This is a genomic window from Haloarcula sp. JP-L23, from assembly GCF_011602445.1.
Taxonomy (GTDB): domain Archaea; phylum Halobacteriota; class Halobacteria; order Halobacteriales; family Haloarculaceae; genus Haloarcula; species Haloarcula pellucida.
The window spans coordinates 123,222-135,755 of sequence record NZ_CP050015.1 but is presented as its reverse complement, the minus strand read 5'-3'; the positions used below and the strand labels follow the sequence as shown (position 1 = coordinate 135,755).

15 protein-coding genes and 1 pseudogene are annotated in these 12,534 nt (G+C 61.1%); 7 read left to right on the top strand and 9 right to left on the bottom strand.

The genetic code is table 11. The annotated features are described in order from the left end of the window. Positions 1-230: 230 nt before the first annotated feature. From G9465_RS25760 to G9465_RS19450, 6 genes and pseudogenes are all read left to right on the top strand, one after another. Positions 231-515: pseudogene (locus G9465_RS25760) on the top strand (transposase); the annotation flags it as partial. A 567-nt stretch (positions 516-1,082) separates the two neighbouring features. Continuing rightward, a complete protein-coding gene (locus G9465_RS25755) occupies positions 1,083-1,649 on the top strand; it encodes a hypothetical protein (RefSeq protein ID WP_227015806.1) in 567 nt (188 codons plus the stop codon). Next, positions 1,646-2,212 carry a tyrosine-type recombinase/integrase gene (locus tag G9465_RS25750; protein ID WP_255491995.1) on the top strand — a complete coding sequence of 189 codons (567 nt, stop codon included), beginning with the start codon at positions 1,646-1,648 and terminating at the stop codon, positions 2,210-2,212. Before G9465_RS25755 ends, G9465_RS25750 begins: the two co-directional genes overlap by 4 nt. A gap of 153 nt (positions 2,213-2,365) precedes the next feature. Further along, a complete protein-coding gene (locus G9465_RS19460) occupies positions 2,366-2,752 on the top strand; it encodes a hypothetical protein (protein ID WP_166973372.1) in 387 nt (128 codons plus the stop codon). Then, the gene (locus G9465_RS19455) at positions 2,749-2,964 is read left to right on the top strand and encodes a hypothetical protein (RefSeq protein ID WP_166973370.1); all 216 of its coding nucleotides are present in this window, start codon (positions 2,749-2,751) and stop codon (positions 2,962-2,964) included. Before G9465_RS19460 ends, G9465_RS19455 begins: the two co-directional genes overlap by 4 nt. Beyond that, positions 2,964-3,158: a hypothetical protein gene (locus G9465_RS19450; RefSeq protein WP_166973368.1), complete on the top strand. Its 195-nt coding sequence runs from the start codon at positions 2,964-2,966 to the stop codon at positions 3,156-3,158. The genes G9465_RS19455 and G9465_RS19450 overlap by 1 nt, the downstream gene beginning before the upstream one ends. A gap of 179 nt (positions 3,159-3,337) precedes the next feature. Here G9465_RS19450 and G9465_RS19445 read toward each other — a convergent pair whose 3' ends face one another. From G9465_RS19445 to G9465_RS19430, 4 genes are all read right to left on the bottom strand, one after another. Further along, positions 3,338-3,772, bottom strand: coding sequence for a hypothetical protein (locus G9465_RS19445; protein WP_166973366.1), 435 nt, complete (start codon positions 3,770-3,772; stop codon positions 3,338-3,340). Between the two features lie 376 nt (positions 3,773-4,148). Further along, positions 4,149-5,174 carry a hypothetical protein gene (locus G9465_RS19440; RefSeq protein ID WP_166973364.1) on the bottom strand — a complete coding sequence of 342 codons (1,026 nt, stop codon included), beginning with the start codon at positions 5,172-5,174 and terminating at the stop codon, positions 4,149-4,151. After that, on the bottom strand, positions 5,164-6,414 hold the full coding sequence (locus G9465_RS19435; protein WP_166973362.1) for an ABC transporter ATP-binding protein: 1,251 nt from the start codon (positions 6,412-6,414) through the stop codon (positions 5,164-5,166). The genes G9465_RS19440 and G9465_RS19435 overlap by 11 nt, the downstream gene beginning before the upstream one ends. A gap of 161 nt (positions 6,415-6,575) precedes the next feature. After that, positions 6,576-7,667: a family 10 glycosylhydrolase gene (locus G9465_RS19430; RefSeq protein ID WP_166973360.1), complete on the bottom strand. Its 1,092-nt coding sequence runs from the start codon at positions 7,665-7,667 to the stop codon at positions 6,576-6,578. Between the two features lie 156 nt (positions 7,668-7,823). On the opposite strand from G9465_RS19430, the gene G9465_RS19425 reads away from it, so the two are divergent. Further along, a complete protein-coding gene (locus tag G9465_RS19425) occupies positions 7,824-8,165 on the top strand; it encodes a transcriptional regulator (protein WP_166973358.1) in 342 nt (113 codons plus the stop codon). Positions 8,166-8,312: 147 nt separating this feature from the next. On the opposite strand, the gene G9465_RS19420 is transcribed toward G9465_RS19425, so the two are convergent. The 5 genes from G9465_RS19420 to G9465_RS19400 are packed head-to-tail and all read right to left on the bottom strand — an operon-like array spanning position 8,313 to position 12,436. Then, the gene (locus G9465_RS19420; RefSeq protein ID WP_166973356.1) at positions 8,313-8,495 is read right to left on the bottom strand and encodes a hypothetical protein; all 183 of its coding nucleotides are present in this window, start codon (positions 8,493-8,495) and stop codon (positions 8,313-8,315) included. Positions 8,496-8,537: 42 nt separating this feature from the next. Further along, positions 8,538-9,212: a hypothetical protein gene (locus G9465_RS19415; RefSeq protein ID WP_166973354.1), complete on the bottom strand. Its 675-nt coding sequence runs from the start codon at positions 9,210-9,212 to the stop codon at positions 8,538-8,540. A gap of 26 nt (positions 9,213-9,238) precedes the next feature. Next, on the bottom strand, positions 9,239-10,123 hold the full coding sequence (locus G9465_RS19410; RefSeq protein WP_166973333.1) for a carbohydrate ABC transporter permease: 885 nt from the start codon (positions 10,121-10,123) through the stop codon (positions 9,239-9,241). A 57-nt stretch (positions 10,124-10,180) separates the two neighbouring features. Continuing rightward, complete coding sequence (locus G9465_RS19405; protein WP_166973330.1) at positions 10,181-11,155, bottom strand: carbohydrate ABC transporter permease; 975 nt, start codon at positions 11,153-11,155, stop codon at positions 10,181-10,183. A gap of 15 nt (positions 11,156-11,170) precedes the next feature. Beyond that, positions 11,171-12,436 carry an extracellular solute-binding protein gene (locus tag G9465_RS19400; RefSeq protein WP_166973328.1) on the bottom strand — a complete coding sequence of 422 codons (1,266 nt, stop codon included), beginning with the start codon at positions 12,434-12,436 and terminating at the stop codon, positions 11,171-11,173. Between the last annotated feature and the right edge of the window lie 98 nt (positions 12,437-12,534).

Below are 12,534 nucleotides of genomic sequence, written 5' to 3'. Positions count from 1 at the left end.
GTCTGATTCCTCGGGCATCTCCGCACGACGTGCCAGACGTCGGGGTGGACGGACACCGCCCGGACCCACAGCACCGCGTCGTCTCTGATCGTCGGTTCGTCAATGACACCCCCCATGAATGCAGTCGAACCGCGAAACGGCCTACGGTGTCGGCATTCGCAGAGCTACCGACCACTGGCACAATATCAAGAACTCGCAGCGATCTGTGGTCTCGAACGCATCCCGGATGAGTCGGGCCGAACGAGGCTGCGACCTTCTGTCGGCGCTACAACCGGCGCTGGCAGATCGAAAACGAGTACAAATCGATCAAGCACGACTTCTTCGCGAAGACGTCCTCGAAGGACTACCGCGTCAGACTGTTCTACTTCGCATTTGCAGTGCTACTCCACAATATCTGGCGGCTCACGGACTTTCTGCTGAAAGCCGATGTCGAGGGGGAGATGGATTATGCACCTGTGTTGACTGCCGGTGAGTGTGTCGAACTCGTGTGTTCGGCATTGATTCCAGCTGACTAACTCGATCAGAATGGACTCGGTTAGCTGCCTGAGAGTGGAAACACTGTCTGAGGGCCGTTCGCTCCGACTATTATATGATATTCGAGAAGTATATTCGATAGAGTTATCGGAAATCTTGACTCAGTGGGACTAACTTCGCCATACTATACCAGTAATTGGCCTAGTTTTAGTCTATCTTCCGAAACTGCGGTGGGTCACAGTTTCGGAGGATGGGTCGTGTTGCGTGCCTTATTTTCACATTGTATGCGTCTGGATAGGATTTCGTCTAGCGATTAGTAGACCATCACAGAAAATATCACTCAGAAAAACTTTATAAGTGATGGGAAATTAAAACCGCAAGGCTGCTCCCCTTTCACAGTAATTACGGACGAACAGAAGGAACGCATCAAAATCATCCTCCGAGATTGTGGGTGGGTGCCTACTGCGATTTCATATAGCGGTATATAATTTATAAACGCCAAATTGCACCGCCGTCTGGCGATTAGGTCTGGAATATCTCTAGTATGCATTAGTCCAGTAATGTGCAGTAGATTTTTGCACCCCACCGCCCTCGGGTAAGCCGAACGGATGCCACAGGACCAGCACCCACCGTCTGACCGGCGAAAACCCCTCTCCGAGGCCATCGAGCACTTCGTCGCCGACAAGGCGAAACTGGCGGGCTCGGGGAACTACGCCGACATGGCCGGCCGCGTCGTCCGCCAGTGGGCCGACCAGCACGCCGACCGGCTGGAGTACGTCGACGAGGTCGAACCCCGGCACATGCAGAGCTACGCCGACTACCTCGCTCGGCGGGCCCAGGCCCGCGCCGCCGACCCCACGGGCGAGGCGGGTATCACCGGCGAGACCGCCCACCAGTACTACTCGCTGGTCCGTGCGTTCCTCACGCACTGCCAGAAGTGGGAGTGGCTGACCGAGAACCCCGCCATCGTCGAACGCGTCACAGACAAGCTCCCGAACGCTCACTCGGACAGACCGACACCCAGCAGTTCTGGAGTCCTCGCGAGCGACAGGCACTCTGCAACTACGCCGACGAACAGGCCCACGCCGCCATCGACGCCGACGGCCTCGACGCCCGGACCGAGGTCCGGGACCGGGCGCTCGTCTACGTCCTCGCGTACACGGGCGCCCGTGTGAGCGAACTGGTCCGTGACTCTCGCGACGAGCGGAGAACCGGCATCACGTGGGGCGACGTCGAACTCGGCGACAACCGCATCACCGTCCTCGGGAAGAATCAGGAACGCCAGCACCTCCAACTGCCCGAGCAAGCCCACCCGGCCATCGAGCGCTGGGAGACGGTGCTGGACCCGCCCGCCGACTCCTGGCCCGTCTTCCCGACGCTCCATGCCCCGTCGCTACACAGTCAGCTCCCCGACGACGCCGAGCCCGGCGACGATCTGCTCGCAGCGCTTCGCGAGCACGACGCTCGGCCGCCGTCCATCTCCGTCAACGGTGTTCGGAGTATCCTGAAACGGCTGTGCGACGACGGCGATATCGACGTCGACGGGCCGAAGGACTACCTGACGCCCCACGGTGCGCGGCGCGGCGTCGGCGAGTTCCTCTACCGGAACGTCGGGTTCGAAGCCGCCCAGCGGGCACTCCGGCACGAAGACCCGTCGACGACGAGCGAGATGTACAGCCACATCGAAGCGAGTGAACTGGCCGAGGTGTCGAGCGAGGCGTTCGAGAACGAGAAGTAATCAGTCGTCGCCGACGTGTTCCTCGCGCCATCTAGCGAGTTCGAAAAACCGTCGTGAATCTTCTCGACTAGTCCGAGCTTCATCAGCAGGTCTCCGCGCTGGAGATGCTTCACCCCCACGAGGGTCCGTCTGAAACTCGTCGTGCGGGTCTCGATGGCGCTGGCCCACGAGACCGTCAACGTCGGGTTGCTGTACGAGAACGCCGACGCACAGGCACAGGCGTTCGGCTACAACCGCCTCATCTGCCTGCCGCCGGACGAGTACACGACGAACGTCACACTCTGGCACGAACTCGGCCACGTCGCCATCCGGATTCGCCACGAGGACGGCGACGACGTCGCAAAGACGAGCGAAGAGTTCTGCTCGATCTACGCGATGGCGCGGATGCCGCCGGAGGCCATCGACGAGGACCGTATCCCGTACCTCGGCCAGCCCGGCGTCCCACGCGAGGAGTGGCCGGGCGTCTGCCAGCGGGCGCTTGAGTACCGAGCGGACAACCGCAACTACATACAACACTGCACGGAGTTGTTACAGATATGACCGACACACTACACGTTGACGACGCCGAAACGCCAACCACCATCTCAGCCGAGGGCGTGGAGATATACGACCGCGGTGACTCGCTGTTACTCTCGACAGAACGACTCCGCGAGACGCCGGGGCCGGATGGGATACTGATGAGCGTCGATGGCCTGCAAAATCTGGCTGTCGAAGTTACGGCCGCAAACGACCACACGGAGGGCAGTTCGTAATGCAAGTAGACAGAACGGTGGTCGTCACGCCATACGGGAAACGGTACCACCGCGTGAAGGGCGGCCAGCGGGCGAAACACGCGGCCTGTGGGGGGTTCCGACAGACAACACTATTCAAAATCCCCCAGTCGGAGGCGAAGGAGCAGGGGTACAGTGCGTGTGAGAACTGCGACTGGCAGGAGGTCAAAGCGTGACCGACACGACCCACGACCCCTTCGAGTACGACTGCTACATCGTCGGTCGCACGACCCATATCAACCTATCCGGCGACTGTTAGAACCGTGGCGCGAGATAGAGAGGCTGAGTTCAGCGCGACAACCGTGCTGGTTTCGCCGGCTGCACTGAATCCTCTCTCAGTAGATGTGCGTGGCTCTCACGGAGCCGGCTCTTCGTCCTTCGGTGGCTGGATTGGAATCTGGTTTCGCCATGCAGCGACCGTCGTGCCAATCAGCGCGATGGCGAGTGCCGCGTACGAGAGGGGCCCTAGAGGACTTGATCCGGGTTGGATGCGTCCATAGACGCCCGTGCCAATGAGGCTAAGCGAGATCAGGACCAACAGGCCTGTGAGTACCGACGCGGCGTACCCGTACTTGGTGTCCTGCCACAACAGTACGAGAGCGATCGATGCAGCGGCCGTATTCCAGACGAACAACGGCGCTGTCTCGATCGGTGGTCCAATCGGTGCCTGCACTACCGTGACGAGGAAGACGCTACTACCGAGAACAATGATCCCGACCAAGAGGGCTAGCGATACCTCTCGCCACTGGGTGCTCTTCGAGGTTGCTGCAGGTGCTGGAGTCTCTGCCATGTGCGACCACGTTTGTGTGAACGGCTCGCACGGAGATAGCGTTAGTGGCACGTAGAGGAAAGTACTGGAATTCGATGATCTAGGCACGAGCTGGGCGACTTCTCGACGTAAGCGCCGGAGTGGAAACACCCGACGCTGTCATGGATGGTACGGAAGGAGTGTGGTGGTCCGCGGGCACCTGAGTGTGGGGTTCGACGGTGCCCGCACCAACGGCTATCGGCCGGTGGCAATTGGGCGTTGTCCCTAGGCACGCAAACCGAGCGACGACGTTGCCCATCGGCGGTCGTGTCGCCGTCGACGAACTCGTTGTCGTAACAGCCCAATGTGTCGTGCTGCTGTTCGTTACAGATCCGGAGCACATTGGGGTGGTTCGCCGTTATTCGGACTCTATCGGCGCCCGTGCGAACCTGGCTGTTTCCTGTTCGGGGACGAGCCACTCGCCGTCATACTCAATGATTCCGCCCCAGCTCCCAGCCGGTTCCGGAGCGAAGTCCAGTGGTTCGGTCGGGTCGTCCTTCGAGTAGCGCACCTGGCCGGAGGGCGGGTACTCGTCGCCGGCGGGGTTGGTCGTGTGGAGGCGCTCACGGAGATCCGGCGAGGGAACGTAGTTGGTCGTCAGGACCATATCATCCTCACGGCCCGGGATGTTCGTTATCATTGAGGCCGGTTCGTGGATGGCTTCCACGCCCCGGTCCGGCATCGGGTCGACGAACCGCTTTTTCTCGAACTCCCAGTTGCGTAGGTCGTCGGAGCGGCCGATCAGCTGGCGATCGTCGGCGAGTTCGCCGACGTACATCAGGAACTCGCCGTCGATCTTCACCGGACGGCCCTGCGGGTCGCGGGGGATGACAGCGCCCTTCGCCCAGCCGCCAGTCAGCGATGCCGGGACGATCTGGCCCTCTTTCTCCCAGTGAATCAGGTCCTTCGACGTCGCCAGGCAGATGTTACACCGGATACTGCCGGGGTCGCCCCAGATCCCTTCCGACTCCCAGGCAGGATTGTAGAACATGTAGTGGGTGCCCTCGTGTTTGTACAGTTTCGGGTCCTCGCAGCCCCGCTGTTCGTAGGGTTCGGTCGGTTTGATTACCGGATTGTCGACGTGGCGGCGGAACGTCTGACCGTCGTCGCTCCACGCCAGTCCGATACGGGAGTCTTGGTCAATGCGGTCGTCGGGTGTCGCCCGGTAGAAGGCGAACAAGATGTCTTCAACCTCGATGAGGGAGAGATTGAAGATGCGACCGGCTTCCCACCCGCGGTCAGTCGGTTCGAGAACCGGTTCCGCGTCGACGGTAAACGGGCCGATGGCCCACTCCGGGAGCAAGTCAGTGTCTTTGATCCCGCCGATGGGGCGGCGCTCCGCGGAATCGGTGTCGTCGTTCGCGGCAGCGTGCTCACTCGACATTCTCGCCTCCGTCGGCGAGGGTGTCGGCGCCCCTGTCCGTCAGCGATGCCGTGGTCGGAACGGTCGATTGCTCTGCGACTTGGTAGGCCCTGTTGTCGGTGCCCGTCGTCTTCAGTGCAGACCCGTTCGGGGCGAAGAGGTGGAGTGTATCCAGGTCGAAGGTGTACTCGATCGGACGGTCCACCTCGGGGGAAACGCCATCACTTACCCTGGCCGTCCACGGGGAGTCGCCCACCTGCAGGTAGAGGAAGTTGTCGCTCCCCATCGGCTCAACGACATCAAGAATAGCCTCCTGGGGCTGGTCCGACGCCTCCCGGCGGTGGGCCTCGTCCTGGGGGACGCGGATGTCCTCGGGCCGGACGCCAACGACGAGTTGATCGCCCGAGGAGACGTCGCACCGCTCGACCGTCGTCTCGTCCAGCCGGTAGTCGAAGGTTGAGTCTCCCTCGGCGACGAGGTGGACGGCGCCGTCTCGCTCCGCGGCCTCAACCGATAGAAAGTTCATGCTCGGCGAGCCGATGAACCCCGCGACGAACTGGTTGACCGGGTGGTGGTACACTTCGTCAGGCGGCGCGACCTGCTGAAGAACGCCGCCATTGAGAATAGCGATGCGGTCCGACATCGTCATCGCCTCTGTCTGGTCGTGAGTGACGTACACCGTCGTTACGCCCAGTTTGCGGTGGAGCTGTTGGATCTCCGTGCGCATCTGCGCCCGGAGCTTCGCGTCCAGGTTTGAGAGCGGTTCGTCCATCAGGAACAAGTCTGGGTCGCGGACGATGGCCCGACCGAGCGCGACGCGTTGTTTCTGCCCGCCAGAGAGCTGCTTGGGCTTCTTATCGAGTAGGTCGCCGATGCCCATCATATCCGCGGTCTCTTGGACCCGCTTGCCAATCTCGTCGGAGGATCGGTCGGTCTTCATCTTCAAGCCGAAACTCATGTTCTCCCTAGCGGTCATGTGGGGGTACAGGGCGAAGTCCTGGAACACCATCGCCATGTCGCGAGCCTGGGGCTCGTCGTCGCTGATGTTATCATCACCGAGCCGGACCTGACCAGCCGTAGGCGTCTCGAGGCCGGCAATGCAGCGGAGTGTCGTCGACTTCCCACATCCGGACGGGCCGAGCATAACGAGGAACTCGCCATCCTCGACAGTGAGGGAGATGTCGTCAACCGCGACGAGCTGGCCACCCTCGCCCGCCGATGGGAACGCCTTCGTGAGGTTTTCGATGCTGAGATCGGCCATGTGCGGCGGAGATCCGTGACCGACTCGCATAATAGTTGGTCTGGGTTTTGGAGCCTGGGGTGTATATTTGGTTCGAGTCAAACTACTTCGGCGTGTCGTTGGACGCAAAGCCACGGCCGGGTACTACATAAAAAAGCGACGTTCAGCCGCCATCGTCCTGGTCAGTTCGAGCGCCAGTACACGCGTTCGAACTGCTTGAGCTCCTGGTACTGCTCGCGGACGGTCTCCCACTGCTCGTTGGAGATTCGACCGACGTTGGCTCCGGTAGAGAACAACGACACGCCCTGTGAGCCGCCGTGCAGCGCCATCTGGATGGCGGTCATTAGTTCGTCCGATGGGACCCTGGTCTGCGACCGCTTGGAGTCGGCAGTGCGGATCGACGGAACGACGGGACATCCCGTTCGTTCCCGAAGCGACCGGACGATATCGCGGATCCACACCGGGTGCATGTCGATGTCGACGTGCGCGGTACGCGGTGTGAGTACGTCAGCGAATTCGGCGATGGAGAGTTGGTCGACGCCCAGTGTGTCACGGCTGTCCTCCACGGCCGAATCCAAGTCCGCAAAGGTTTCCATCTCGACGTTCACCATCAGGTCGTTCCGGTCGTGCAGTGGCGCCGACAGTTCTTTGAGGAGCCCCGTGATCGTCTCACACCGCGCGGCTGTCCACTCCACTGAGCCGTCGTCAACGTTATGCGTGTCGTGACGCGAGAGGCAGGCCTCGCAGAAACAGGAGCGGTAGCTCGATTCGTCGTTCATCACCGGCTGGTACTCGAAGTGGGTGAACTGGAGGCCGTCGATGTCATACTCGAGCAGTTCGTCGACGACGTCACCGAGGTGGTCTCGAACGATATCGTGATTCGGGCAGGCCCAGTGCATCCACTCCGCGGAGACGTTCGGGTACCGGATCTCGGTCCCCTCACGGGCGACCTGGACGACCTCCGGATACCGCTCGACGAGGTACTTGTCACAGAGGACGAATAGCGATGGGACGACGGTGATATCATGGTCTGCCGCCGCATCGACGAGTTCGCCGAGCAGGTCGCGATCTGGGACCTGGGGCGGAGCTACGTCAGAGTCGTAAAATACGCGTCCATCGCTCTCTTTGACGACCACGAAGACGGCGTTGACGCCCCGGTCGGCCAGGTTGTTGACGACGTCCTCAATGTCCATCGTCGCCCACGGATACAGTGTCACCGACCGAAAGAACCGTTCATTCCACCATTGGTTCCCACCATCGCTTGTTGCAACCATTATTGAAAACGTACTAGTCATCTGAGTTAAACCTATTGCCTCGGTTAGGACTCGAGCCAATATATTATGTTTATCTCATGTTTATTTGACTGTAGCCAAATATAATCGGAAGGTTCATCATCATCGTTCGACGGGAATGATAAACACGGATCTATCATGGACGAACCTCGATTTACTCGTCGCATCCCGAACGCACAATCGGAAGTGCGGCCGACGGAGAGCCAGGAAGTTAAGGCGGAGGAGGCGTTCGACCTCGCGGTTGCGCTCGGGTCTGAAACGCGATGGCAGATTGTTCGCACACTGGCCGAGGACACGTGCACGATTCAGGAACTGACGGAGGAGGTCTCCCTCTCCAAGGGGACAGTGTCCGTCCACATCCAGCAGTTAGAAGACGCCGGCGTAGTCGGGTCGCGGTTCAACGTCAGCGACAGCGGGGGCGTCGAGAAGGAGGTCGCGCTCGTGGTCGATGAAGTCGTCCTCAAACTCTCTGATCGGTAGGTCAGCGGCCTGTTCCGCGACGCCAGCGGGTGCTGCGACTCATAGGGCGGTCGTATCTATTGTCAGCGATGGTCGTTGGACAACGAGTAGATGAGTGAAAGGGCCCGACAGTCGAGTCAGACCGGTAACGAATTTCAACCGTCCGTATTAACTCGTTTTCATGACGTAGTATCCCAGGATCACGGCCAGCAGCGCGTGGACGACCACCAGTACGGGCCACCCCTCGGGCCAGACGCCCGGGGCGCCCTCGAGGAGGCCGAGCACGCCGAGGAGGAGTGTGGTCACTGAGAGAACGGCAAACAGGGTGGCGAGCGTCGTAGGGGTGCGCATATGAGCGAATTCTCCGTACGCTGGGCTTGGGAAAGAGTCTGTTTAGTCCGTTGATTCTCCGGTGAGATAGCGAGTTGCTTGGACCAGCGTCGCCGAGAGTAACACCGGAGCCAGTACCACGAATCCGACCGTGGTGAACGCGAGGAGGGCGCCCATCGAGGCGATGAACAGGCCGAGCGCGACGGAGACGCCGACGCGCGAGACGGCGACGGTAGCCGACGCGCGAAGTAGGTCAGCCGCAGTCGGACGGCGGTCGGGGAGGTCCTCAACCGGGACGGCGCGACGAAGGCCGTCGTCGACTAAGAGCGGGCCGTAGTACAGCAGGAGGAACCCGTACACGACGAGCACGTCGACGGCGAGAAAAGCCAGGACAGCGGGGAGCGCGTCACCGGTCGCCGTCGCGCGAAGCCAGAGCCAGCCGGCGACGTTCACGAGGAGGAACGCCGGGACGAACGCCACCTGGGCGCGCCAGAAGTAGTGCTGAAAGGCCCGTACCGCGGCCCGGACACCGAACGGTTCGTGGTCCAGAATGCTGCGACCGGCGGCAAAGGCCACGGCCGTCGCCGGTGCGGCCAGGACCACCGTGGCAGCCAGCAAGGACCAGACGAAGCTCACGGCCATCACCCGGGGAAGGTGGTAGTAGCTGTCGCTGACTACCTCGCGCGCAAGGGCGAGGTAGTGAATGCGGCCGGTCGTGACATCATACGTCGAAGTCATTCGTTGAACGGGGGAAAGGAACGTTCCTACGACTTCAGTCCCGACATCGTGACGCCGCTGATGAAGTAGCGGCGCAACAGGAGGAACAGGAGGATAGTGGGTACGGCCAAGAGCGTCGCACCGGCCATGAGCGGTCCCGTGCTGTCCCCGTACAGCCCGGTCTTGGCGAACAGCGTGATGCTCACCGGCAAGGTGTACATGTCCTCGTTGCGGATGACGATGAGGTCCCACAGCATCTCGTTCCACCGGTTCATGAACGTGAACAGCGCCACGGTGGCGATAGCGGGCAAGGAGTTCGGCAGGACAATCCGGAACACGATGTCCAGTTCCGAGCAGCCGTCCATCCGCGCAGCGTCGATGAGGCTGTCCGGCAACTGTTTGAAGAACTGCGTGAGCAGGAAGATGCCGAAGGAACTGATCGCGAACGGCACGATCATCGCCTGGTAGGTGTTGACCCAGCCGAGCCAGACGATGATGATGAACTGCGGGATCAACAGCAGGACGCCAGGGATCATCATCGTCACGAGGATGAAGTTGTAGGTGAACTCCCGGCCGAACCAGTCGAGCTTCGCCAGCGAGTATGCCACTAGACAGGAGGTGACGACGACACTCGTGACGACGGCGACGGTGACGATCACGCTATTGAGCATCTGCCGGAGTATCGGCACGTTCTCCAGCAGGAACGCGTAGTGTGCCATCGTCGGTTCCGACGGGAGCAGCGACGCGGAGTACATTTCCCCCGCGGGCTTGAACGACATCGAGACCATCAGCGCGAAGGGGAACAGCGGCGCAACGACGCCGATCGTCAGCGCCGCGTACACCGCGAGCTTCTTCGGCGTGAGTGACTCCGACTCTTCGTTCGAGCCGCTGAGCAGTTCGTCGTCCGTAATCTCGGGCGTCTCACTGGCCATGGATGATCACCTCGTGGAAGGGGGAGACGGCGGACATAGCGTGAGCCGTTCCGGGCATCACATCGACACCTCCGTCTCGATGTAGTTGCGTTCGACGTAGCTGATGACGAAGATCATCGCCGCTAGGACGACGCCGAGTGCGCTGGCGAAGCCCATCTCCAGGTACGAGAACGCCGACTGGTAGATCGTAAGGACGAATGTCGTAGTCGCTCCATCCGGACCGCCCTGGGTCATGATGAACGGCTCGGTGAATATCTGGAACGCGGTGATCGTCGAGAGGATCACCACCACCAGCATGCTCGGGTTGAGAAGCGGGAACGTGATGTGACGGAACTGTTCCCACTCGTTGGCACCGTCGAGCGCCGCCGACTCGTAGACGCTGTCCGGGATGGACTGCAAGTTCGCCAAAAAGATGATGGCATAGTAACCGACGAACTTCCAAGACACCATCATCGCGATGGCGGGCATCGCCAGTTGTTCGCTCCCGAGGAAGTTGACCTCTGCTCCGAAGACGGCGAGTAACTGATTAAGGAAGCCGTCCGGCGAGTACAACCAGTTGAACACGACGGCGACGACGACGCCGCTGGTCACGTACGGTACGAAGTAGCCGGCCATGAACAGCGCTCGCCCGCGGATGATCCGGTCGAGCAATACCGCAACGGCGAGCGCGGCCACGATCTGGGTCGGGACGTTCACCAGGAAGAAGTACAGCGTATTCCCGAGGAGTTGGTAGAACATGTCCCCGGTGAACAGCGCTACGTAATGCTCCAGTCCGACGAACGGCTGCTCGGGCGAGATGATCGCCCACTCGTGGAAGCTGAGATAGAGTGCGAAGAAAAACGGGAACAGGAGGAACACCCCTGCCCACGCGAGCCACGGGATAATGAGGATGAATCCCTTCAGGTTGTCGTCGTACTTGCCCATCCGCTCGACGGCCGTTCCGAGGATCGGGAGGTGCGCGAGCCGGGAAGCGACGTCTGTACTTGCCTCGGTGCTGGCCGCGCGGACGCGACGGACGATCGGGTCTATCATGTGTGATCTCGCTCGCTATCCTTCGAGTTTGCTGAGTATCTGTTCCTCGGCGCGGTCGAGCCCTTCCTGGGGATCGCGGTTGCCCCGGGTCACCGGCACGAATGCCTCCTCGCCGAAGATATTCATCACTTTGGTATAGTCGGGCGTGTATGCCGGCGGGTGAGAGGTCTCCAACGCCTGCGCGTACGGTTCAACCTGCGGGTTCTCTTCGAAGAAGGACTCGCCGGCTTCGACCAGCCCCGACCTGAGCGGGAGCTGGAGCGTGTCTTCCATGAAGGCGATGTCCCGATCCTCGTTCATCTCGAACTCGATGAACGACCACGCCTCGGCGGCGACGTCCGAGGACTGGAAGACCGAGGTGTTCTTTGGGTCCGCGTAGGTGTGGCCGTTCTCCTCGACCCCTTCCGGTACCGGTGGTGTGAGGTGGCTCATCGAGATGTCCTCGTTGACGTCCTGGAAGTATGGGATGACCCACGGACCGCCCGTGTTGATCGCGGCCAGGTCGTTGGGGAACTTCGGCTCTTCGCCCGACTGCTGGGGGATCAGGTCGTTCGCGAACAGCTGCTGGAAGAACTCCAGCACCTGGACTGCGGTATCGTTGTTGAACGCCGGCTGCGTCTGGCCGTTCTCCTGGGAGAACATGCTCGCCTCGCCCTTCGAGGCGGCGAAGTAGATCGGCAGGAAGTCGAACCAGCGCTCGTACCAAGTCGGCAGCGGTGCGCGGTCCCAGAGGACCTCGGCACTGCTGGATTCGATGATGTTCGGTCCCTCCTCGATAAGTGCCGACAGCGTACGCGGGTAATCCTCCTCGCTGTAACCGGCCTCCTCGAAGACCGTGTCGTTGTACTGGAAGAGCACAGGATTGGCCTTCCAGGGTGCCTGGTAGAGGCCACCGTCTGGCGCTTCGTACCGAGAGAGAAGCTCCTCACCGCAGCGGTCCGCGAGGAACTCTTCGACCCCGTCGATACCGTAGAGGTCGGTCGCGGAGTCGTTGGCTTGGAGTTGGGCGGCGAACCCAGGGAACACGTTCGCGAACACGTCGGGTTCCGATCCGGACGCGAGTGCGGAGAGGACGACCTGTTCGGAGCTGTCACCTTCCGGAACGGGACTGACCTCAACGATGGTTTCACTCTCGGCGCCGAACTCCTCGGCGGCCGACTTGTGGAAGGAGAGTTCCTGTCCGTTCGGCGAGGACCAAAACTCGACAGTTGCGCCACTGCCACCGCTACCATCACCGCCGTCTCCACTGCCATCGCCGCCGCAACCGGCGAGCGAGATCATCGCTGCTGTACTCAGTCCAGCCGTTTCCTTGAGAAAACGGCGCCGTGATTGACTTCCATTCTTTGGCATGGATACACATGCTGGAAACTGATTCAGGT

Bases quoted from the DNA above. Each gene is read 5' to 3' on its own strand.
- G9465_RS19410 (WP_166973333.1), bottom strand. From the start codon at position 10,123: ATGGCCAGTGAGACGCCCGAGATTACGGACGACGAACTGCTCAGCGGC.
- G9465_RS19440 (WP_166973364.1), bottom strand. From the start codon at position 5,174: ATGTCGAGTGAGCACGCTGCCGCGAACGACGACACCGATTCCGCGGAG.
- G9465_RS19400 (WP_166973328.1), bottom strand. From the start codon at position 12,436: ATGATCTCGCTCGCCGGTTGCGGCGGCGATGGCAGTGGAGACGGCGGT.
- G9465_RS19415 (WP_166973354.1), bottom strand. From the start codon at position 9,212: ATGACTTCGACGTATGATGTCACGACCGGCCGCATTCACTACCTCGCC.
- G9465_RS19450 (WP_166973368.1), top strand. From the start codon at position 2,964: ATGCAAGTAGACAGAACGGTGGTCGTCACGCCATACGGGAAACGGTAC.
- G9465_RS19425 (WP_166973358.1), top strand. From the start codon at position 7,824: ATGGACGAACCTCGATTTACTCGTCGCATCCCGAACGCACAATCGGAA.
- G9465_RS19460 (WP_166973372.1), top strand. From the start codon at position 2,366: ATGGCGCTGGCCCACGAGACCGTCAACGTCGGGTTGCTGTACGAGAAC.
- G9465_RS19455 (WP_166973370.1), top strand. From the start codon at position 2,749: ATGACCGACACACTACACGTTGACGACGCCGAAACGCCAACCACCATC.
- G9465_RS19435 (WP_166973362.1), bottom strand. From the start codon at position 6,414: ATGGCCGATCTCAGCATCGAAAACCTCACGAAGGCGTTCCCATCGGCG.
- G9465_RS19420 (WP_166973356.1), bottom strand. From the start codon at position 8,495: ATGCGCACCCCTACGACGCTCGCCACCCTGTTTGCCGTTCTCTCAGTG.
- G9465_RS25755 (WP_227015806.1), top strand. From the start codon at position 1,083: ATGCCACAGGACCAGCACCCACCGTCTGACCGGCGAAAACCCCTCTCC.
- G9465_RS19430 (WP_166973360.1), bottom strand. From the start codon at position 7,667: ATGGTTGCAACAAGCGATGGTGGGAACCAATGGTGGAATGAACGGTTC.
- G9465_RS19445 (WP_166973366.1), bottom strand. From the start codon at position 3,772: ATGGCAGAGACTCCAGCACCTGCAGCAACCTCGAAGAGCACCCAGTGG.
- G9465_RS19405 (WP_166973330.1), bottom strand. From the start codon at position 11,155: ATGATAGACCCGATCGTCCGTCGCGTCCGCGCGGCCAGCACCGAGGCA.